A 20,910-nucleotide genomic window follows, 5' to 3' on the forward strand; every position below is an offset into this window, starting at 1 on the left:
CCCGGAAGGACCCTTCCGTTGGCTCTCCCCTCTTCTGCCACGCCGTCCGCGCACGTGGACACCTTCACCCGCGACCACCTCCCGCCCGTCCCGCTGTGGCCGACGGTCGAGTTCACCACCCCGGAACTGCGGTATCCCGAACGGCTCAACGCCGGCTGTGAACTGATCGACGTGCCCCTGGCCGCCTTCGGCCCCGGCCGGGCCGCGCTGCGCACCCCGGACGGCACGCTGTGGACCTACGGCGACCTGCACACCCGGGCCAACCAGGTCGCCCAGGTGCTGACCGAGGACCTCGGCCTGGTCCCGGGGGAACGCGTCCTGCTGCGCTCCCCCAACAACCCCTGGACCGTCGCCGCCTGGCTGGGCGTGCTCAAGGCCGGCTGCGTCGTGGTGACCACCATGGCCGCCTTGCGCGCCCGGGAGATCGCCCCGGTGGTGGAGCGCACCCGGCCCTCCGTCGCGCTGGTGGACCACCGGTTCACGGCCGAACTGGAGGAGGTGCGCAACAGCGTGCTGCCGGGCCTGCGGCTCGTCCCGTACGGCGGCACCGGGCCGGACGACCTGGTGACCCTCGCCGGGACCAAGTCCGGTGACTTCACCGCCGTGGACACCGCGGCCGACGACGTCGCGCTGCTCGGGCCGACCTCGGGCAGCACCGGCGTACCGAAGATCGCGATGCACTTCCACCGCGACCTGCTCTCCATCGACAACACGTTCGGCCGCCATCTGCTCGGCCTGACGCCCGACGACCTGGTCGCCTGCACCGCGCCGTTCGCCTTCACCTTCGGCCTGGGCATGCTGGTGGTCTTCCCGCTGCGGGCCGGGGCCTGCGCGCTGCTGACCGAGTCCGCGACGCCCGTACAGCTCGCCGAACTGGTCGAGCGGCACGGTGTCACGGTGCTGGCGACCGCGCCCACCGCGTACAAGGCGATCCTCCGGGAGGGTGCGGAACAGCGGCTCTCCGGTCTGCGGATCGGGGTGTCGGCCGGTGAGCACATACCCCGGTCCACCTGGGAGGAGCTGCGTGACCGGACCGGTCTGCGGGTCGTCGACGGGATCGGTTCCACCGAGCTGCTGCACATCTTCGTCTCGGCCGCCGGTGACGGCATCCGCCCCGGCGCCACCGGCCGGCCCGTCCCGGGCTACCGGGCCGCCGTGCTCGGTCCGGACGGCGCCCAGCTGCCGCCCGGTGAGCCGGGGCAGCTGGGCGTGATCGGCCCGGTGGGCTGCCGCTACCTCGACGACGAGCGCCAGCGGGACTACGTGCTGGCGGGCTGGAACGTCACCGGTGACATCTTCCACCGCGACGAGGACGGCTACTTCCACTATCACGCCCGCCTCGACGGAATGATCGTTTCTTCCGGCTACAACATCGGCGGTCCGGAGGTGGAGGCCGCCGTCGACACCCATCCCGACGTGATGGAGTCGGCGGTCGTCGGCCGGCCCGATCCGCAACGCGGCACCGTGGTGTGCGCGTTTGTCGTCCTGCGCGACGGTGTACCCGGCGGCGCCGACAAGGTGAAGGAGATCCAGGACCACGTCAAGCAGGTGCTGGCGCCCTACAAGTACCCGCGGGACGTGCACTTCGTCAGCGCACTGCCCCGCAACGCCAGCGGCAAGCTGCAACGGTTCGAGCTGCGCAGGATCGTCGACACCGAACAGGCCGGCACCGAACGGGCCGGTACCGGACAGGCCGCACCGGCCGCCGCCGAGCAGTGAGAGGAACCCCCTTGAAGATCGCGATCATCGGCGGCGGCCCGGGAGGGCTGTACTTCGCGGCGCTCGCCAAGCAGCTCGACCCCACCCGCGAGATCACCGTCTGGGAACGCAACGCGCCCGACGACACCTTCGGCTTCGGGGTGGTGTTCTCCGACGAGACACTGGGCGGCATCGAGAACGCCGACACCGTCGTCGCCCGGTCCATGGCCCGGCGGTTCGCCCGCTGGACGGACATCGACATCCACTTCCGCGGCGCGACCCACACCGTCGGCGGGCAGGGCTTCGCCGCCATGGGCCGCCGGGAACTCCTCCAGCTGCTCCAGGACCGCTGCCGGGCCCTCGGTGTCGTCCTGCACTTCTCCACCGCCGCCCCGGACACCGACGCGCTGCGCGCCTCCCACGACCTGGTCATCGGTGCCGACGGCGCCCGCTCGGCCGTACGGACCGCCCACGCCGACGTCTTCGGGCCCCGGCTGGACCGGCGGCGCAACAAGTACATGTGGCTCGGCACCGACCTGGTCTTCGAGGCCTTCCAGTTCCACATCAAGCAGACCCCGTGGGGGGTCGTGCAGGTGCACGGCTATCCGTACTCCGACGGCGGTTCCACCTTCATCGTGGAGATGCACGAGGACGTCTGGCGCCGGGCCGGCTTCGACGCCACCGAGGAGACACCGTTCGCACCGGGTGTCTCCGACGAACAGGCCGTCGCACGGCTGCGGGACCTGTTCGCCGAGGAGCTGGCCGGACACCGGCTGCTGGCCAACAACTCCAAGTGGCTCGACTTCACCACCGTCCGCAACACCCGCTGGCACCACGGCAACCTGGTCCTGATCGGCGACGCCGCGCACACCGCCCACTTCTCCATCGGCTCCGGTACCAAGCTGGCCATGGAGGACGCCCTCGCTCTCGCCGCCTGCCTTCAGGAGAACCCGGACGTCGGCACGGCGCTGGCGGCCTACGAGACCGAGCGCCGGCCGGTGGTGGAGTCGACCCAGCGCGCCGCGCAGGCCTCCCTGGAGTGGTTCGAGAACATCGCGCTCTACACCGACCAGGAACCGGCCCAGTTCTGCTTCAACCTGCTGACGCGCTCCCGCCGTATCACCTACGACAACCTGCGGCTGCGCGACGCGGAGTTCGCCGACCGGGTGGACGCCGCGTTCGCCGGTGACCGGGGCACCGGCCCCGTACCGGCGATGTTCCAGCCGTTCCGGATCGGCGGCCTCGAGCTGAAGAACCGGGTGGTCGTCTCGGCCATGGACATGTACTCGGCCGTCGACGGGGTACCGGGCGACTTCCACCTCGTGCACCTCGGTTCCAAGGCCATGGGCGGAGCCGGTCTGGTGATGACGGAGATGGTCACCGTCTCGCCGAAGGCCCGCATCACCCCCGGCTGCACCGGGCTGTGGACCGACGGCCAGCGGGACGCCTGGGCGCGCATCGTCTCCTTCGTGCACGAGCGCAGCACCGCCAGGATCGGGCTCCAGCTCGGCCACTCCGGGCGCAAGGGCTCGACCCGGCTGATGTGGGAGGGCATCGACGACCCGCTGCCCGAGGGCAACTGGGAGACCGTGGGCCCCTCCGCCCTGCCGTACGGTCCCGCGTCGGCGGTCCCCCGCGAGATGACCCGGGCGGACATGGAACGGGTCACCGCCGACTTCGCCGCCGCGGCACGCCGGGGCGCCGAGGCCGGGTTCGACCTCCTGGAACTGCACTGCGCCCACGGATACCTGCTCTCCTCCTTCCTCTCCCCCGTCGCCAACCACCGCACCGACGAGTACGGCGGAACACCGGAGAACAGGCTGCGGTTCCCGCTGGAGGTGTTCGACGCCGTACGGGCGGTCTGGCCGGCGGACCGGCCGGTGATCGTGCGGATCTCCGCCACCGACTGGGTGCCGGACGGCACCACCGAGCACGACGCCGTCGAGATCGCCCGCGCCTTCATCGCCCACGGCGCGGCCGGCATCGACGTGTCCACCGGCCAGGTCACCCGGGACGAGCGCCCGGCCTACGGCCGTTCCTACCAGACCCCGTTCGCCGACCGGATCCGTCACGAGGTCGCCGCGGCGAGCGGCGCGGCCGTGATCGCGGTGGGCGCCATCGCCTCGTACGACGACGTCAACTCCATCCTGCTGGCGGGCCGCGCCGACCTGTGCGCGGTGGGCCGCGGCCACCTCTACGATCCGCACTGGACGCTGCACGCGGCGGCCGACCAGGAGTACCGGGGCCCGGCTGCGGAGTGGCCCCGGCAGTTCGGGGCCGGCCGCCGCAAACCGCCCGGCGCGCGCACCGACGCCGTACGCCCCCGGCTGTCCCTGCTGCGCGCGGAGGACGACGGCCGGCAGCACCTCCACCGTCGCTGGACCCCGTCCCATGAACCGGCTCCCGCCGTCTGAGCACGGCGGCGCGGGCACCGCGGCCCGCGCCGCCGGCCGTCGGACCACCGGGCCGTCAGGACACGGCGGTGTCGCCGAGCACGGCCCGGAGGTCGGCGAAGAGGCGGAAGAGGTCGCGGCGGGGGGCGATGTGGAGTTCGTCCGCCTGCCACACGGCGAGCGCGACGAGGGGGTGGGCGCGGAGGGTGTCGAGGTCGGCGGCCGCGGGGTCGCGCAGGCGGAAGCGGAGGCGGACGAAGCAGTGGGTCAGCCGGGTGACGTTGCCGGGGCCGCCGGCGCAGCGCAGGATCAGGTCCGCGGGGGCCTCGCCGTCAGGTGCCGGCACGGGTCGTCCCTTCTGCGATGTCGGGCTGGGCCGTGAGCCGGCTGACGTGCAGCGCGAGGTAGAGGATCTCCTCCTGGACGAGTTCCCGCCCGAAGAGTTCCGCCATACGGTGCGCCAGGCGCTCGGCGCAGGCGTACTCGAGGGGTTTGGCGCTGCGGACCGCCTCGCCGATCGCGCCGCCGGTCTCCGGTGACTGCTTGCCGTCCCGGGCCCGCAGGAAGAGGTAGCGCAGATGCGTGATGAACCGCGCCGCCGCGAGGGAGCGCTGGTCGACGACCAGGCCGAAGTCCTCCCCGATGGTGTCGAGGGCGATCTTCAGCCACTGCGTCATCTGCACGGTGGCGGCGATGTCGCCGGAGCCGATCTGGGCGTTGACGAAGTGGAGGGCGATGGGCAGTGCCTCGGTGGCGTCCATGCGCACGCCGAGCCGCCGCTCGATGATCTCCAGGGCGGCCGTGCCCATCTCGGTCTCGGCCGGATAGAGGTTCTCGATCTCCCACTTCAGCGGGTACTCGATCGAGGCTCCCTCACGGGCCCGGGCGAGCGCGAAATGGACGTGGTCGGCGAGCGGCAGCAGGACGTGCTCGCTGATCCGGTCGCCGAGCCGGACCCTGGCGGCGGCCACGACCTCCTCCATCACCTCGATCTCGTCGAGCGGGATCTCGGCGGCCAGCGCGGCGAGACGCTCGGCGGGCATCGCCTGGGCCACGAACTGCCGGTCGACCCGCGCGGCGTCCACGAGGTCCCCGGGCCTGACCTGGAAACCGAGCCCGCGCCCCATGAACACGGTCTCGGCGCCGTGCTCGTCGGCGCCGAGCACCACGTTGTTGTTGAAGATCTTCTTGACGCGCATCGCAGGTGAGTCCTTACTTGCCGGGCCCAGGGGGCAGGATAACCCGTCCCCCGGGCCCGGCCGTGAGCGTGGCGGGGACTACGCTCCGTCGTCGCCCCGCAGCAGGGACGCGCCCTGGCTGCGGATGACGCCGGCGTACCAGTCGAAGGACTTCTTGCGGCGCCGCGCGAGGGTGCCGGTGCCGTCGTCGTCACGGTCGACGTGGATGAACCCGTACCGCTTGCTCAGCTGGGCGGTGCTGGCGCTGACGAGGTCGATGCAGCCCCAGCTGGTGTAGCCGAGGACCTCGACGCCGTCGGCGACGGCCTCGCCGACCTGGACCAGGTGGTCGTTGAGGTAGGCGATGCGGTAGTCGTCCTCGACGGTGAGCCGGCCGTCCGCCTCGATCAGCTCGTCCCGTGCCCCGAGGCCGTTCTCGACGACGAACAGCGGCTTCTGCCAGCGGTCCCAGAACTGGTTGAGCACGATCCGCAGACCCGTCGGGTCGATCTGCCAGCCCCACTCGCTGGCCTGGAGGGTCGGGTTCGGCACACCGCCCATGATGTTGCCCTCGCCGGCCTTGCGCGCTTCGGGGTCGGCGGTCTCGCAGATGCTCATGTAGTAGCTGAAGGACACGAAGTCGACGGTGTGCTTGAGGAGTTCGCGGTCCTCGTCGGTGATGTCGAGTTCGATGCCGTTCTCGCGGAAGTGGCGCAGCGCGTAGCCCGGGTAGGCGCCGCGCACATGGACGTCGCCGAACATGAGGTTGGCGTGGTCGGCGTGCAGCACGGCGAGGACGTCGGCGGGTGCGGGGGTGAGCGGGTAGACGGGCATGGCGAGGACCATGCAGCCGACCCGCGCGTCCGGCGCCGTCTCGTGGGCGATCTTGGTGGCGAGCGCGCTGGCGACCAGCTCGTGGTGGACGGCCTGGTAGAGGTCCTGCGGGGAGAGTTCCTCCTTCGGGGTGGTGATCGCGCCGCTCATGAAGGGGGCGTGCAGCACCGAGTTGATCTCGTTGAAGGTGAGCCAGTACCTGACCCGCCGGCCGTAGCGGTCGAAGAGGACCCGGACGTAGCGCTCGTAGAAGCCGATCAGCTCGCGGCTGGTCCAGCCGTTGTACTTCTCCGCGAGCGCCAGCGGCGTCTCGTAGTGGGAGATGGTGACGAGCGGCTCGATGCCGTGCTTCTCGAGTTCGTCGAGGACCCGGTCGTAGAAGGCGAGGCCCTCCTCGTTCGGCAGTTCGTCGTCGCCGCTCGGGAAGATGCGGCTCCAGGCGATCGAGAACCGGAAGACGGAGAAGCCCATCTCGGCGAGGAGCGCGATGTCCTCGGCGTAGCGGTGGTAGAAGTCGATGCCCTCCAGCTTGAGGTTGTCGGGCGTGGGCCGCTCGGTGCGCGGGCCGGCGATGCCGCGGGGCATGACGTCCTGGATGGACAGGCCCTTGCCGCCGGTGGCGTAGGCGCCCTCGATCTGGTTGGCGGCGGTCGCGCCGCCCCAGAGGAAGCCGGGCGGGAAGGGGCGGGCGGGGGTGGAGTCGGTCATGTTGATGCGGTTCCTCAGCCGATGAGTTCGAGGGCGGCGCGGCGGGGTTCCACGACACCGGTGGCGGTGGGCACGACCGAGGTGTGGCGGCCCGGGTCGGTCACGATCAGTACGGTGATCGGGTTGTAGCCCGCCGCCATGACCTTCTCCAGGTCGACCTCGGTCAGCAGGTCGCCGGCGTTCACCCGCCGGCCCTGGGTGACGGCGGGCGTGAAGCCCTTGCCCCGCAGTTCGACGGTGTTCAGGCCGATGTGCACGAGCACCTCGACGCCGGAGTCGGTGCGGATGCCGAACGCGTGCGGCATCGCGCTCTCCAGGATGCCCGAGACGGGCGCGTACACCTTGCCGTCACTGGGGACCACGGCCAGGCCGGGCCCCATCGCCCCGGAGGCGAACACCTGGTCGGGGACCTCCTCCAGCGGGACGACCTTGCCGGCGACCGGGATCTGGAGCGTGGCGACCGCGTCCTCGGCGGCGTCACCGGCCGGGGCGTTTGCCGCGCCGGACGTCGGGGCCGCCGCGGGCAGGTCCTTGAATCCGAGGACCAGGGTCAGGCCGAAGGCGACGGCCATGGCGATCCCGCAGCCGATCAGCTGGAGGGCGAAGCTGCCGACGCCCAGGGTGGCGGTGACGGTGATGGCGCCGGGGAAGACGAAGCCGTTGGCCGCCGAGCCGCCCGCGGCCGCGACGGCACCGCCGATCGCGCCGCCGACACAGGCGAAGACGAAGGGACGCTTGAGGCGCAGCGTCACACCGTAGATCGCCGGCTCGGTGATGCCCGCGAGGAAGGCGGAGACGGCGGCGGGTCCGGCGACCACCTTGAGGTCGCGGTTGCGGGTCCGCAGGACCACCGCGAAGGTCGCGGCGGCCTGGGCGAGCACGGGGGCGAACAGCGAGGCCACCATCACCGAGTGACCCGAGGCGGTCAGCTGCTGCGTCATGATCGGGACGAAGGCCCAGTGGACGCCGAAGAGGACGAAGACCTGCCACAGACCGGCGAGCACCCCGCCGGCCGCCCAGGGCGCCAGGCCCCAGAGGTTGTCGACGCCGGAGGCGATGCCGTCGCCGATCCAGGTCGAGGCGGGTCCGATGGCGAGGAAGGTGACGGGCACGACGATCGCGATGGCGATCAGCGGGACCGCGAAGTTGCGCACCACGGACGGCACGACGCGCTCCGCGAGGCGCTCCACGTGGGACTGGAAGTACACCGCCAGGACGGTCGGGATGACGGCGGACAGATAGCTGACCATCACGACCGGGATGCCGAGGAAGGTCAGCTTCCCGCCTGCCGCGTCGAACGCCTGCAGGGTCAGGGTCGCGCCGCCCTTGCCGGGGATGACGGCGACGGTGGCGGAGTAGATCAGGGCGCCGGCCACGGCCATCGCCGTGAACTGGTTGGCCTTGAAGCGCTTGGCCGCGGTGACGGCCAGCAGGATCGGCAGGAACTGGAACACCGCGTCGGCGGCCGCGAACCAGATCGCGTACGTCGACGAGGTGCCGAAGCCGGGGCTGATCTTGACGGCGACCGCGAGGAATGCCTTGAGAAGACCGACGGCGGCCAGGGTCCACAGGAACGGGGTGAAGATGCTGGTGACGAGGTCGATCGTGCGGGCGAGCAGGCCGCCGGAGGACGCGGCGGAGCCGGCCTCCACGCCCTGGGCGAGGGCCGCCTCGTAGACCTTGCCCACCGTGTTGCCGATGACGACCTGGAACTGGCCGCCGGCCTCGACGACGGTGATGACGCCGCTCGTGGCCTCGACGGCGGCCTTGTCGGCCTTGGCGGGATCCACGAGAACGAAACGCAGCCGGGTCGCACAATGGGCGAGGGATCTGACGTTGTCCTTGCCGCCGACGCCCCGCAGGACGTCCTCGGCGATCGTTGCGTACTTGCTTGTTGTCACGGCTCCTCCTCGAGCCCCGCTGTCCCGGACCTGCCCGCCCCGTTGTCTCGGGCAACAAAAAAACCCAAGCTGTGACCCGGATCTGCCTTTCCTGAGAAAGGCGGGTCTCAGCTTGGGTTTTGCCTGCGGTCCAGTAACAATCCCAGCTTTTGCCAGAACACCTGGCGGTGTCTTGGGGCGAGACGATAGACGCAGGAATTCCCCGTGTCCAGACCCCGGCCGCGTTCCGGCGGGCCGCACAGTCCGTATACGGCCCGGCAGGATCACGTTGACGTCCGGACCGGGGCGCGGCTATGGTCCGTGGCACGGATTGTGACCGGCACCAGCCGGGCAAGACCTGGGACGCGTTGCCCCACGGCAACGGCTCCCGGGTCTTTTTTTGTGCGGTCCGCGGCCGCCGCGGGCGGCCCGAAGTCAGCAGGGAGTGCGGTTGCGAACGTGTGACGTCCAGCGGGTGATCCTCGGCGCGGGCAGGATCGCCGGCGTCCTCACGGCCGGCCCCGCCGCCGCCCCGGCGCCCTCCGCCGCGTTTTCGGCGGGGCGGCGATGAGGCTGCATCTCGTACGGCACGCGCGCACCGAGTACAACGCCTCCGGGCGGCTCCAGGGCTGGTGCGACTCGCCCCTGACGCCCGACGGACTCGATCAGCTGCGGGCCACCGCCGGCCATCTGTCCGGCGTCCGCCTCACGGCGGCCTGGGCCAGCCCGTCCGGCCGGACGCGGACCACCGCGCGGGAGATCCTGCGCCATCACGCGGGGCTGCGGCTGCGGACCGACGAGGGACTGCGGGAGTACGGGTTCGGCGAGCTGGACGGCCGTCCCGAGAGCGAGCTGTTCAGCCAGGTGGACCCACGGGCATTCTTTGCTGACGTGATCAACGGCAGGCACCCCGGGCTGGCCGGCGGGGAACCCGCCGCGGCGTATCTCGTCCGGGTGGTCGACGTGTTCCGGCGGATCGCCCGCGCCCACCCGGACGGCGACGTCCTCGTCGTCAGCCACGGCATCACCCTCGTCACCTATCTGACACACCTCGGAGGCACGGGCGTCGTACCGCTCGGCAATTCCAGTGTGTCGACCGTCGAGTTCACCGGAAACCGTGCCGAGGTCGTGGAGGTGGGATTTCTGCCGCCCGTGTCCACCGGCCGGACCACCGCCGACGTCTCTTCGTCCTGACACCCGTCTTCACCCCGGTTTCCGGCGCCACGGGAAAAGGAACGGCGCCCGGAAAACACCTTCGGACACACCGAAACCCCGATACCCGAAACCCCTAGGAGTGGGAAATGCCGGAACGTCACGCCACCGTCCTGTGCTCGCAGGGCCTGCACGCCCGGCCCGCCGCCGCCTTCGCCCGCGCGGCGGCCGAGGCCGGTCACCGGGTCACCATCCGCAGGACGGACGGCGAACCGGTCGCGGTGAGCAGCATGCTCAAGCTGATGGGCCTGGGCCTCCGGGAGGGCGAGAAGGTCGTCCTCGCCTCCGACGACGAGGCGGCCGGTCCGGCGCTCGACCGCCTCGCGGCCCTGCTCGCCACGGAGCTCGACGGCCACTGATCCCGCCGTCGGCAGCTCACGTCGGCGGTCGGTCAGCCGCGGTCGGCGTGCTCTGGGTACTCGGCGTGCTCGGCGCCGGGGCCGTCGGGACGGCCGGTCGGCCGGTGGGCGGCCGTCGGTGACGGGGTCCGCAGGGCCAGGACGGCGACGTCGTCGAGGCCGGGCGGGCGCACACGGTGCAGGAGCTGGTCGGTGAAGACCGGCAGGGGCCGGTGGGCCAGGGCGGCGGCGTGCTGGCGCAGCCGGTCCAGACCCTCGTCGAGGGTCTGCCCGGGGGCCTCGATGAGACCGTCGGTGTACAGCAGCAGCGTGGCGCCGGGCGGCAGCTCGGCGGTGGCGTCCGGGCGGGCCGTGCGCACGCCGGTGCCCAGCAGGAGGCTGTGGCCGTCGGTCAGGTAACGCGCCACCCCGTCGCGTGTGACGAGCAGGGGCGGGGGATGGCCCGCGTTGGTCCAGGACAGCTGCCAGTGACCGTCCTCGATCCGGGTCACCCGGCCGAAGAGGAGGGTGGCCATGGTGACGTCGGTGATGGAGAGGATCGCCTCGTCCAGGCGTTCGACGACCCGGCTGGAAGGCTCCTGCTGGGACCACGCGTAGGCCCGGAGCATGTTGCGCAGCTGGGCCATCCCCGCGGCGGCCTCCAGATCGTGGCCGACGACGTCCCCGACCGCCAGGGCGGTGGCACCGTCGGACAGGGTGAAGGCGTCGTACCAGTCGCCGCCGACCTGCGAGGCGTCGGGGGCGGGCAGATAGCGGACGGTCATCCGCAGTCCGGGCACGCTCGGCATCTGGGGCAGCAGGTGGTTCTGCATCGTCTCGGCGACCGCGCGCTGGCGCTGGTAGAGACGGGCGTTCTCCAGGGCCAGACCCGCCCGCCGGGCGATGTCCTCGATCAGGGGAAGCTCGGCGGAGGTGAACTCGCCCGGTTTCCCGGCACGGCCCAGGGTGAGCGCTCCCAGGACGTGGCGGGTGCCCTGCAGGGGTGCGATGGCCGCGGACTGGATGCCGGTGGCGTCGAACATGCGGCGCTGCTCGACCGCGATGCCGGAGTCCGGGGCGCCCTGATAGGTGTCCGGTCCGGCGAGGGAGGAGGCGACGCCCCGCAGGGCCCGGGACAGCGGCATCAGTGAGGTCTCCAGGACCGGCGGCATCGGTCCCTCGAGCTCCTCGTGGTGCACCAGACGGCCGCCGTCGGCCTGGACGACGGCGGTACGCCACACCTCGCCGGCCTCGGTGATCACATCGATGACGGCCCAGTCCGCGAGCCGCGGCAGGACCAGGGCCACGAGCTTGCGCAGCGCGTCGTCGGCATCGAGCGTGGAGGTCAGCTGCGTGGTGGTCTCGGCCAGCAGGGCGAGTCGCTCCAGCTCGCTCAGCGGCTGGGCGAGCTGCTCGGCGCGGAGACCGCAGGGGCGGGCCCCGTCACTGGCGTGGAAGACGATGAGCGTGCCGGTGCCGTACTCACCGAGGTCGTACGGGGCGAGCAGCCAGGAGACCGGCAGCAGGGAGCCGTCGGCGCGTTCGAACCAGTCCTCGTCCCGCTGGGCGGGGCGGCCGGCGTGGAACGCCTGCCGCATGCCGCACTGCGTCGTGGGCAGCCGCTGCCCCTCCGGCCCGCGGTGCAGCAGGTCGTGGGCGTCCCTGCCGAGCAGCTCCGGGGCGGAGCGGCCCAGCAGGTCCTCGGCCTGGCTGTTGACCGCCGCGATCCGGCCTCCCGCGTCCACGACGTACGCCCCCGTCCCGATGGCCTCCAGCGCCGGGACGAGCCGGGCGACAGTCACTGCCCGGGACCGCGCCGAGCCGGCCCCCTTGTCCTCCGACCCCGCCATGTTCTCCCCTCCAATGGTTCGGCTTTCCACCCCCGCATTCCAGCGTGGGCGCTGTCGGACGTCCTTGCACGTTCCCTCGTCGTCCGTCCCCTCCGTATGCCCCGCGGTCCGGAGGATGCAGCCGACCGTCCGGAAAGCAGACCCGCCCGACGTGGGCGCCGGGGCGTTTCCGTACGGGCTCGCGGACCGCTCAGCCGCGGGGCGGGACCAGGTCCGCTCCGCGCAGCAGCAGCTGGCCCACGGCCAGACCGGCCACCGCGATCGCCGCGCGGAACGGCCACCGGCTGCGCGTGCTTCGCGCCAGGGCCGTACCGGCCACGGCCACGGCCCCGGCCGTCACCGCCAGCACCCGGCCGGGGGTCCCCGGCGCCCCGGGCGGTCCCGCGACCACGACGCCCACGGCCGTCAGCATCACGCAGGGGGCCAGCAGGCGGCAGGCGGGACGGCCCAGCCGCTGGGGCAGCCCCCGCACACCGGTGGCGAGGTCGTCCTCGATGTCGGGGAGGACGTTCACCAGATGGGCGCCCACGCCCAGCAGCGCCGCGGCCGTGACCGCCCACCACGCGGGCCGGGACGGCGCCGGCAGCCCGAGCGTGACGAAGAACGGCAGCGACGCGAACCCGGCCGCGTACGGCAGCGGGGACAGTGGTGTGTGCTTCAGCCGCAGGTCGTAGGCCCACCCGGCGGCCACGCCGGTCAGATGGGCCGTTCCCGCCGCGGCCCCGCTCAGCAGCGACAGCGGCACGCACACCGCCAGGGCGGTCCCCGCCGCGACGGCGACCGTCCGGGGCGGCAGGTCGCCGCGGGCCACCGGTTTGTCCTCGCGCCCGCACTGCGCGTCGCGCCGCGCGTCGACGGCGTCGTTGCACCAGCCCACCGAGAGCTGACCGGCCAGCACCGCCGCGGCCACGGCCGCCGAGCCCGCCGCGCCGCGGCCCGCCGCCACGGCGAGGGCGGTCACGAACGCCGTCACAGCGAGGGCCGGCTCCGGGTGGCACGAGCGCAGCAGCGCCGGGACACCGCGCGTGCCGCGCGCCGGCACCCCGGACGGGTGGAGATGCACGTACGCACGGTAGTCGCGGCGGGCCGGTGAGGAAGGCATGAGCGACATGCGTGTTCCCGTGACCGTCGCACCTCCCGCCGCGCCCTCCGTCCCGTCCCTGACCGCCCCCTCTCCCGCTCCGGCTCCGGCTCCGGCTCCGGCTCCGGCTCCGGCCATGACCGCCCTTCCGGCGCTGCCCCCGACTGTTCCGTCCCTGTCGGCACCGGTCGCGCCGCGTCGTCGCAGGGCCGGCGCGGGCGCGGGCGGCGGTACGGCGACCGCGATCGCCGCGGTGCGCACGGTCCTGCCGCCGCACCGGTACGCCCAGCGGGACCTCACGGAACCGATCGGCGACCTGTGTCTGCCCGCCGGAGCCGACCGCGCCCTGCTGCGCCGCCTGCACGCGTCCGCCGGTGTGCGCACCCGCCACCTCGCCCTGCCGATCGAGCGGTACGCCGGTCTCGGCGATTTCGGCCGGCGCAACGACGCCTGGCTCGCCCAGGGTCTCGAACTGGCGGAGGACGCCCTCACGGGCGCCCTGGCCGACGCCGGGCTGGCACCGGACGACGTCGACCTCCTGGTGTGCGCCTCCGTCACCGGGGTCGCCGCGCCCTCCCTCGACGCCCGGCTCGCCGGACGCGTGGGGCTGCGGCCCGACGTCAAACGGCTTCCGGTGTTCGGGCTGGGCTGTGTGGCGGGCGCGGCCGGACTCGCCCGGGTGCACGACTATCTGCGCGGGCACCCGGGCGACACCGCGGTCCTGCTGACCGTCGAACTGTGCTCGCTGACGCTCCAGCCGGGTGACGGCTCCCGCGCCTGCCTCGTCGCGGGCGCGCTCTTCGGGGACGGCGTGGGCGCGCTCGTGGCGCGCGGCGCGGACGGTTCCGCCTTCGGAGCCCTACCGGCGGGAGCCGCGTCGGCCGGGCCCTCGGTGGTCGCGACCCGCAGCCGCCTGTACCCCGGCACCGGGCGGCTCCTGGGGTGGGACATCGGCGCGGACGGCTTCCACGTCGTCATGGACGCGGGCGTCCCCGCCCTCGTACGCGACCACTTCGGCCGGCACCTGCGCGCCTTCCTCGCCGAACACGGCCTCACCCCGCAGGACATCGGGACCTGGCTGTGCCATCCCGGCGGCCCCAAGATCCTCGCGGCGGTCACCGACGCGCTCGGCCTGCCGGACGACGCCCTGGACCCCTCGCGGCGTTCCCTCGCCGCTGCCGGGAACATGTCCTCCGTCTCCGTCCTGCACATCCTGGAGGACGTCGCGCGGGAGCCGCACCGGCCCGGGCCCGGCACCTGGGGGCTGCTGCTGGCGATGGGACCGGGGTTCTGCTCCGAACTCGTGCTGCTGCGGTGGTGAACGGCCCGTCATGACCTCCTTCCCGTCCTGGTACACCCTGCTCGTGCTGGCCGTCGCCGCGGAACGCGTCGTGGAACTCGCCGTGGCCCGCCGCAACGCCGCATGGACCCGCGCCCGCGCCGGTGAGGAGCACGGCCGGGGCCACTACCCCGTGATGGTCGCCCTGCACACGGGGCTGCTGGCCTGCTGCCTGCTCGAACCCGCCCTCGCCGACCGCCCGTTCGTGCCCGCCCTCGGCCTGCCCGCCCTGGCGCTCGTGCTGCTGGCGCAGGCCCTGCGCTGGTGGTGCGTGGCCACCCTCGGCCCATACTGGAACACCCGGGTCATCGTCGTCCCCGGCGCCCGGCTGGTGGCCGCCGGCCCCTACCGCTATCTGCGCCACCCCAACTACGTCGCCGTCGTCGTCGAGGTCGCCGCCCTGCCGCTGGTGCACTCCGCCTGGCTGACCGCCGCGGTGTTCACCGCCGCCAACGGGGTGCTGCTCACGGTCCGCGTCCGCTGCGAGAACACCGCCCTGACCCGGGCGGTGCCCGCGTGAACCGCGGCACCGGCAGCCTCGACCTGCTGATCGCCGGTGGCGGCCCCGCCGGTCTCGCCACCGCCCTGTACGCCGCGCGCGCCGGTCTCGACGCCGTCGTCGCCGAGCCGCGCCCGGCACCGGTCGACAAGGCGTGCGGCGAGGGCCTGATGCCCGGCGCCGTCCGTGCCCTCACCGCCCTCGGCATCGAGCTGCCAGGGCACCACCTCTCCGGCATCCGGTACGTCCAGGACGGCAGCCGAGCCGATGCCGCGTTCCGCCGTGGCCCGGGCCTCGGTGTACGCCGCACCGATCTGCACGCCGCCCTGCACCGGGCGGTGCTGGAGGCCGGGGTGCCGGTCCTGCCGCTCGCGGTCGGGGACGTACGGCAGGACGGCACCGGCGTGACCCTGCCCGGCACGGGACTGCGGGCCCGCTGGCTGGTCGCCGCCGACGGCCTGCACTCCCCCGTCCGCCGACGCCTCGGCCTCGACCTCAGCGCCCGGACGGCGGCGGCGCCCCGGTACGGGCTGCGCCGCCACTACGCGGTGCCGCCCTGGTCGTCCCGTGTCGAGGTGCACTGGGGATCGCACGCGGAGGCCTACGTCACCCCGCTCGGCCCGGGACTCGTGGGCGTCGCGCTGCTGACCGCCCGCCGCGGCGCCTACGCCGACCAGCTGCGGGACTTCCCCTGCCTGGCGGCCAGGCTGCCCGCGGAAGCGGCCGTCACCGCCGTCCGCGGCGCGGGACCGCTGCGCCAGGGGGCCCGCACCCGTGTCCACGGGCGGGTCCTGCTGGTCGGCGACGCCGCCGGTTACGTCGACGCGCTGACCGGGGAAGGCGTGCTGCTCGCCCTAGCCGGGGCCGAGGTCCTGGTGAGGAACGTGTGCCGCGGCACCCCGGAGCGCTACGAGGCCGACTGGCGCCGCGCGACCCGCCGCCACCGGCTGCTGACGGACCTGCTCCTCAGGGCACGCCGGCAGCCCGCGCTCGCCCACCGCATCACGCCCGCCGCCGCACGCCTGCCTGCCCTCTTCACGGCGGCGGTGAACGCCTTGGCCTGAGGGCGATGACACCCGTGACACCCCTGCCGGGGTCCGTGCCCCGCCCCCGCGCGGCTCCCGTGCTCACTCCTCGGGAAGCCCGTCCTCCACCTGGTAGGTCTTGGTCCACGTGGTGCCGCAGCGGCAGCGGGACAGTTCGACCAACTCGCCGTCGTCGCTCACGCTGACACCGGCACCGATACGGACGTGCACGTGTTCGCCCATCGCGCCTCCTCTGGTTGGCCGGATGCTATGCGGAGGGAGGCGGAAACGGGCACGAGGCGCCCATATGGTGAGATCCGCCGGTTCGAGGGACGATTTGCACCGTCGGCCGGATCACGGCGCGGACGCGGCCGCCATCCGCCAACTGCAGTTACTTGAAACGGACTTGACTGTAAGTTCGGCTGCGGCCCCTCACCCGGGGTGCCGATTCAGGGGAGGAAGACTTGGCAGAGATCTCACGGCGGACCGTACTGGGCACCGCCGGGCCGGCCGCAGCGGCGGTGCTTCTCACCACGGCGGGGACAGCCGGAGCCGCCGACGCCGCGAAAGACAGGAGCGAGGACACCCTCGCCACCACGATCCAGGAGACCGATACGCCCATGGCCGTCACCACCGAAGAACAGAAGTACGAGGCGTACGTGGTGGCGAACGGAGAGGAACGGGTGGCCCAGGCCACCTTCGCGGCCCACTCCGACGTCGACGACATGTGGGCCTACGTCGACGCGGCCCTGACCCGCCTGCGGGCCCAGAACCCGAACTCGACCTTCACCGGGAACGTCCAGCGGTACGACCAGGTCATCACCGACATCGCACACCCTTGACGTTCGTGGGCGCCATCCCCCGGCGACCGCTATCGTCCAGTTGACGATAATCGGATCGCCGTGCCAAGCTGGCACAACGTCGGTGATCTCGGGCGGCAGCCACCGGATATGACGCCGCCTGGCTTCGGCGCGGTCGGGTCGTCCTCGTGCGGGATCTCGCGTCACCACCGCCGTCGGCCCGGCTCGCCTGCCGTGCGCCGCCTGACTTGACCAGATGGAGTGCCCATGGCGAGCGCATTCACCCCGGACCCGCCTCTGAAGGCGCAGAGAACCGACCGGGCCGCCGGTGTGCTGCTCGGTGCCGCGGTGGGTGACGCGCTGGGTGTGCCGTACGAGTTCCAGGCGACGCTGCGGGACGACCAGCAGCCGCGGATGATCGGCGGCGGCCTGGGACCGTACAAGCCAGGGGAGTACTCCGACGACACCCAGATGCAGGTCTGCGTCGCCGAGGTCGCGGCGACCGGAGCCGATCTGCGCTCGGCCGACGCCCTGGACGCGATCGCCGCCAACTTCCGGCGCTGGCTGCGCGAAGGCGCCAGCGACGTCGGCAACCAGACCAGAGCCGTCCTGTACGCCACGGGCCGCGCGTCCGGAGCGGCGGGCGCGGCGATGCTGGATGCCGCCCGCGACTACGCCGCCGCCCACCTCCAGAGCGCGGGCAACGGCTCGCTGATGCGTACCGGGATCGTCGCCCTCGCCCACCTCGGGGACACGACCGCGATGGCCGAGGCAGCCGTCGCGGTCAGCGCGCTGACCCACCCGGACCCCGACTGCGCCGACGCCTGCGTGCTGTGGTGCTCCGGCATCCGCACCGCCGTGCTGGAGGGGACCTTCGGCGGCGTACGCGCCGGCCTGGACCTGCTTCCTCCCGAGCGCCGGGCCGTCTGGGCCGAGCGGCTGGACGAGGCGGAGGCCCGGCCCCCGCACCGCTTCTCCCCCAACGGCTGGGTCGTCACCGCGCTCCAGGCCGCCTGGTCGGCGATCACGCGAACCCCCGTGCCGGAGCTGGACCCCGCCGGAAAGCGCTTCCCCGCCCAGCACCTGCAGCTCGCCCTGGAGGCCGCCGTCCGGGCCGGGAACGACACCGACACGGTCGCGGCGATCGCCGGTGCGCTGCTCGGCGCGCGGTGGGGCTGCTCCGGCATCCCGCTGGAGTGGCAGCAGGCGGTGAACGGCTGGCCCGGTCTGACGGCTGCCGATCTGGTCCGGCTGGCGGTGCTCACCGCCCGGGGCGGCAAGGACGACGGCGTCGGCTGGCCCTCCGCGGCCCGCATGCCCGCTCCGGCCGGTGGTCCGCAGGGCTTCGCCGTCCCCCATCCGCACGACCCTGGGGTGGTGCTGGGCAACCTCGCCCTGCTCCAGGGAACCGAGCCGGTCGACGTCGACGCCGTGGTGTCGCTGTGCCGCATGGGCACGGAGCCCGTGCTGCCCGGCACCGACGTGGAGCATGTGCGCGTCTGGCTGGTGGACACCGACGGCCACAACGCGAATCTCCCCTTTGTCGTGGACCAGGCCGCCCGTGCGGTGCTGCGGCTGCGTCAGGCGGGCAAGCGGGTGCTGCTCCACTGCGTCGCCGGTCAGAGCCGTACCCCGGCCGTTGCCGCGGTCTACGGCAACCTGGCCACCGGTACCGATGCCGAGACCGCGCTGTCGGACCTGCGGAACGCGCTGACGCACGGCTGGCACCTGTCGGCGCACGCCGAACTGCTGGACACCGTGCACGCGTTGGCAGGCCCGGTGGCCGTCGGCCCGGAGCCGGAGGAGCGGACCGGGTTCCTGAGGCAGAGGTGGGCGGCTTCGCGGGTGCGGGGACTGCTGCTGGGGCTGGCTGTGGGCGACACCCTGGGCGCGGCCCGGGGGAAGGCGCCGGCCGAGGTCTCGTTGCGGGCCGGGGTGAGTACCCAGTTGGCCTGCTTCACCGCCGAGGGGACCATCCGCGCGTCGGTGCGGGGCGACCACAAGGGCATCTGTTCACCTTCGGGAGTGGTGTGGCACGCCTACCGCCGGTGGGCCGCACTGCAGGGCATAGAGCTGCCGGATCACCCCGGGTCGGGGAGCGGCGGACCGTGGCCGGACGGCTGGCTCGCCCAGGTGCCCGTGCTCGCGCAGCGGCGGGGTTCGGCACCCGCGACCGTCGCCGCCCTGACCGCGGGCACGTCGGGCGGCCCGGGAAAGCCCACGGCCAGCCGTGGCTGCCATGCCCTCACCCGTACCCTTCCGGTCGCCGTGGCCGTCGCCGGGCAGGACTCGCGCTACTGGGTCGAGCAGGCCCGCGCGATGGCCGCCCTCACCCACGGCGACCCCGCCGCCCGGTCCGCCACCGCCCACGCGGTCGTGCTGGCCGCGCGCTGCCTGGCCGGCGGCCCTCGGCCGCAGGTGCGGCAGGCCCTCCAGGAGGGGATCCGCTCCTTTCGCGAGATCGCCACCGGCGACGAACTCGGCAGTCTTTCCGCGGCACTTGAGCAAGCCGGTACCCATCCCGCCGACGCGAGGCACCTCGCCCGCATCGCCCCCGACGCCACCGCGCCCTCGGCGCTGCTGGGCGGGGTGTACGTCGCCGCGTCCTTCCCGGAGCGGAGCCAGGTGGGCGCCGCGCTGCGCTTCGCCGCCGGGGCGCCGGACGGCGACTCGGTGGCCTGTGTGACCGGGGCGCTGCTCGGAGCGGCGCACGGCGCGGAGGCACTGCCCGTCGATCTGGTGAGCCGGCACGAACTGGCCTGGGTCCTCGACACCCTGGCCCACGACCTCATCACCCAGCTCACCGACCGTCCCAGCGGGACCGAGTACACGGCGGGCTGGGACGAGCACTGGCGGGGGCGCTATCCCGGCGCCTGACCGGGCGGCGTCATTCGGTGCCGAGTTGCCGCACGCGTGCCAGGACGCCCTCGGCCAGGTCGCGGAATTCGCGGTAGCAGGTCTGGACGTACTTCTGGGTACTGCCCAGCGCGCCGTCAGCGGCCTTCAGGTCGAACATGGGCTTTCTGGCGTCGAGTGCGAGCGGCATGAGGCTGCGGTAGTTGCGGAGGGTCGCGATGCGGTACCGGTCGTCGGCGCAGACCGGTACCCGCTCGCCCAGCACCGCTGCCGAGTAGACCCAGGGAATGCGCTGCAGCCACCGTTCGTAGGCCTTCAGCGGTCTGTCGAGCCGCATCTCCGGCTGCATGATCACGTAGCCGAGGGGCCTCATCTCCGCACGCGGGGCGGAGAAGCCCTCGCGCACGCGGGGCAGGACGAGTTGTTGCCAGTCCCTGCGCCAGCCGCGAAGGGTGGGGCCCAGGTTGCTGAGGCCCTTGAGGGAGAACAGGTCGGCTGCGAGCGGCATGAGCACGCTGTCGGCCGCGATCAGCGCCGCCCGGTTGATCGCGCCGAGGTTGGGTCCGACGTCGATCAGGACGATGTCCGCGCCGACCAGGTCGGCTGCCTGCTCCACCACCCGGTGGAAGGCCGTGGTGGTGCGAATGGCCGCGATGTCGCCGGCGAAGGTCTTGAACCACTCGTTGGAGAGTTTGTCCTCGAATCGGCTGAGGTCGAGGCTCCCGGCCAGCAGCCAGAGCCCCGGCTGCAGTTGCGCGGGCTCGATGGGAGCGACGTCTCCCGTGCCCTCCAGGACGGGACGCACCGCGTCGGCGATGGTCTGCCCGGTGTTCACACGGCCGGTTCCGGGCAGGGCCGAGGAAGCCGCCCCCTGAGCAATCAGTTCGGACTCGTTGTCCCAGAGTTCCTCGATCTCGGTCTCGTCCAGGCACATCGCGGTGAGGTTCGCCTGAGGGTCGAGATCGACCGCCAGAACCGTCATCCCGAGTCGGCGGAACATGTGGGCCAGGTGGTAGGTCAGGGTGGTCTTCCGCACTCCACGGCAGTTGTCGAAGAGCGCGATCGACGTCCGATTCCTGAGGTCTTCCGCAGGGCGGTCGCCCACGACGGAGTCGTCGGCCGGATCCGCGTGGTACCCGTTCACGCCGAGCATTGTGCCGTTCTCCCGGCGCAGGGGTCCGTCCGACTGCCTGGTGATCTGTTCGAGACCCGTCCGTCG

Annotated in this window: 17 protein-coding genes; 9 read left to right on the top strand and 8 right to left on the bottom strand. The window is 72.9% G+C overall.

Annotation, left to right across the window (positions count from 1 at the left end; all coding sequences use genetic code 11):
* The first annotated feature begins 18 nt into the window (after positions 1–18).
* Positions 19–1,719 carry an AMP-binding protein gene (locus ABZ862_RS29375; protein WP_360964360.1) on the top strand — a complete coding sequence of 567 codons (1,701 nt, stop codon included), beginning with the start codon at positions 19–21 and terminating at the stop codon, positions 1,717–1,719.
* 11 nt (positions 1,720–1,730) lie between these two features.
* On the top strand, positions 1,731–4,112 hold the full coding sequence (locus ABZ862_RS29380; RefSeq protein WP_360964363.1) for a bifunctional salicylyl-CoA 5-hydroxylase/oxidoreductase: 2,382 nt from the start codon (positions 1,731–1,733) through the stop codon (positions 4,110–4,112).
* 55 nt (positions 4,113–4,167) lie between these two features.
* Here the strand turns inward: ABZ862_RS29380 and ABZ862_RS29385 are convergent, their stop codons facing one another.
* From ABZ862_RS29385 to ABZ862_RS29400, 4 genes are all read right to left on the bottom strand, one after another.
* A complete protein-coding gene (locus tag ABZ862_RS29385; protein ID WP_360964366.1) occupies positions 4,168–4,437 on the bottom strand; it encodes a PTS transporter subunit EIIB in 270 nt (89 codons plus the stop codon).
* On the bottom strand, positions 4,424–5,290 hold the full coding sequence (locus tag ABZ862_RS29390; protein ID WP_360964369.1) for a PRD domain-containing protein: 867 nt from the start codon (positions 5,288–5,290) through the stop codon (positions 4,424–4,426). Before ABZ862_RS29390 ends, ABZ862_RS29385 begins: the two co-directional genes overlap by 14 nt.
* A 78-nt stretch (positions 5,291–5,368) precedes the next feature.
* Positions 5,369–6,811, bottom strand: coding sequence for a glycoside hydrolase family 1 protein (locus tag ABZ862_RS29395; RefSeq protein ID WP_360964372.1), 1,443 nt, complete (start codon positions 6,809–6,811; stop codon positions 5,369–5,371).
* Positions 6,812–6,825: 14 nt separating this feature from the next.
* On the bottom strand, positions 6,826–8,712 hold the full coding sequence (locus tag ABZ862_RS29400; protein ID WP_360964375.1) for a beta-glucoside-specific PTS transporter subunit IIABC: 1,887 nt from the start codon (positions 8,710–8,712) through the stop codon (positions 6,826–6,828).
* Positions 8,713–9,258: 546 nt separating this feature from the next.
* On the opposite strand from ABZ862_RS29400, the gene ABZ862_RS29405 reads away from it, so the two are divergent.
* Both ABZ862_RS29405 and ABZ862_RS29410 read left to right on the top strand, forming a co-directional pair.
* Positions 9,259–9,885, top strand: coding sequence for a histidine phosphatase family protein (locus ABZ862_RS29405; RefSeq protein WP_360964378.1), 627 nt, complete (start codon positions 9,259–9,261; stop codon positions 9,883–9,885).
* Positions 9,886–9,992: 107 nt separating this feature from the next.
* Positions 9,993–10,262 (top strand): HPr family phosphocarrier protein, encoded by a 270-nt coding sequence (locus ABZ862_RS29410; protein WP_360964381.1) that lies wholly within the window; start codon positions 9,993–9,995, stop codon positions 10,260–10,262.
* A gap of 32 nt (positions 10,263–10,294) precedes the next feature.
* On the opposite strand, the gene ABZ862_RS29415 is transcribed toward ABZ862_RS29410, so the two are convergent.
* Positions 10,295–12,091, bottom strand: a complete 1,797-nt coding sequence (locus ABZ862_RS29415) for a SpoIIE family protein phosphatase (protein WP_360964384.1) — start codon at positions 12,089–12,091, stop codon at positions 10,295–10,297.
* A 190-nt stretch (positions 12,092–12,281) separates the two neighbouring features.
* Entirely contained in the window at positions 12,282–13,202 is a 921-nt protein-coding gene (locus ABZ862_RS29420; RefSeq protein WP_360964387.1) for a UbiA family prenyltransferase, read from the bottom strand.
* Positions 13,203–13,308: 106 nt separating this feature from the next.
* Here ABZ862_RS29420 and ABZ862_RS29425 point away from each other — a divergent pair, with 106 nt between their 5' ends.
* From ABZ862_RS29425 to ABZ862_RS29435, 3 genes are read left to right on the top strand one after another with little or no spacing between them, the layout of a single operon-like run.
* On the top strand, positions 13,309–14,493 hold the full coding sequence (locus tag ABZ862_RS29425; protein ID WP_360964390.1) for a 3-oxoacyl-[acyl-carrier-protein] synthase III C-terminal domain-containing protein: 1,185 nt from the start codon (positions 13,309–13,311) through the stop codon (positions 14,491–14,493).
* A 10-nt stretch (positions 14,494–14,503) separates the two neighbouring features.
* The gene (locus ABZ862_RS29430; protein WP_360964392.1) at positions 14,504–15,031 is read left to right on the top strand and encodes an isoprenylcysteine carboxylmethyltransferase family protein; all 528 of its coding nucleotides are present in this window, start codon (positions 14,504–14,506) and stop codon (positions 15,029–15,031) included.
* Complete coding sequence (locus ABZ862_RS29435; RefSeq protein ID WP_360964395.1) at positions 15,028–16,074, top strand: NAD(P)/FAD-dependent oxidoreductase; 1,047 nt, start codon at positions 15,028–15,030, stop codon at positions 16,072–16,074. Before ABZ862_RS29430 ends, ABZ862_RS29435 begins: the two co-directional genes overlap by 4 nt.
* Before the next feature lie 63 nt (positions 16,075–16,137).
* Here the strand turns inward: ABZ862_RS29435 and ABZ862_RS29440 are convergent, their stop codons facing one another.
* Complete coding sequence (locus tag ABZ862_RS29440; RefSeq protein WP_360964398.1) at positions 16,138–16,278, bottom strand: hypothetical protein; 141 nt, start codon at positions 16,276–16,278, stop codon at positions 16,138–16,140.
* A gap of 221 nt (positions 16,279–16,499) precedes the next feature.
* Between ABZ862_RS29440 and ABZ862_RS29445 the strand changes: the two genes are divergently transcribed.
* Positions 16,500–16,877: a hypothetical protein gene (locus ABZ862_RS29445; RefSeq protein WP_360964401.1), complete on the top strand. Its 378-nt coding sequence runs from the start codon at positions 16,500–16,502 to the stop codon at positions 16,875–16,877.
* Between the two features lie 225 nt (positions 16,878–17,102).
* Positions 17,103–19,712 carry an ADP-ribosylglycohydrolase family protein gene (locus ABZ862_RS29450; RefSeq protein WP_360964404.1) on the top strand — a complete coding sequence of 870 codons (2,610 nt, stop codon included), beginning with the start codon at positions 17,103–17,105 and terminating at the stop codon, positions 19,710–19,712.
* Between the two features lie 10 nt (positions 19,713–19,722).
* On the opposite strand, the gene ABZ862_RS29455 is transcribed toward ABZ862_RS29450, so the two are convergent.
* Positions 19,723–20,835: an AAA family ATPase gene (locus ABZ862_RS29455; protein WP_360964407.1), complete on the bottom strand. Its 1,113-nt coding sequence runs from the start codon at positions 20,833–20,835 to the stop codon at positions 19,723–19,725.
* Positions 20,836–20,910: the final 75 nt, after the last annotated feature.

Origin of the sequence: Streptomyces sp. NPDC047000, from assembly GCF_040644295.1 — a bacterium.
Classification (GTDB): Bacteria; Actinomycetota; Actinomycetes; order Streptomycetales; family Streptomycetaceae; genus Streptomyces.

Bases quoted from the DNA above. Each gene is read 5' to 3' on its own strand.
- ABZ862_RS29390 (WP_360964369.1), bottom strand. From the start codon at position 5,290: ATGCGCGTCAAGAAGATCTTCAACAACAACGTGGTGCTCGGCGCCGAC.
- ABZ862_RS29395 (WP_360964372.1), bottom strand. From the start codon at position 6,811: ATGACCGACTCCACCCCCGCCCGCCCCTTCCCGCCCGGCTTCCTCTGG.
- ABZ862_RS29405 (WP_360964378.1), top strand. From the start codon at position 9,259: ATGAGGCTGCATCTCGTACGGCACGCGCGCACCGAGTACAACGCCTCC.
- ABZ862_RS29410 (WP_360964381.1), top strand. From the start codon at position 9,993: ATGCCGGAACGTCACGCCACCGTCCTGTGCTCGCAGGGCCTGCACGCC.
- ABZ862_RS29415 (WP_360964384.1), bottom strand. From the start codon at position 12,091: ATGGCGGGGTCGGAGGACAAGGGGGCCGGCTCGGCGCGGTCCCGGGCA.
- ABZ862_RS29420 (WP_360964387.1), bottom strand. From the start codon at position 13,202: ATGTCGCTCATGCCTTCCTCACCGGCCCGCCGCGACTACCGTGCGTAC.
- ABZ862_RS29425 (WP_360964390.1), top strand. From the start codon at position 13,309: ATGACCGCCCTTCCGGCGCTGCCCCCGACTGTTCCGTCCCTGTCGGCA.
- ABZ862_RS29430 (WP_360964392.1), top strand. From the start codon at position 14,504: ATGACCTCCTTCCCGTCCTGGTACACCCTGCTCGTGCTGGCCGTCGCC.
- ABZ862_RS29440 (WP_360964398.1), bottom strand. From the start codon at position 16,278: ATGGGCGAACACGTGCACGTCCGTATCGGTGCCGGTGTCAGCGTGAGC.
- ABZ862_RS29450 (WP_360964404.1), top strand. From the start codon at position 17,103: ATGGCGAGCGCATTCACCCCGGACCCGCCTCTGAAGGCGCAGAGAACC.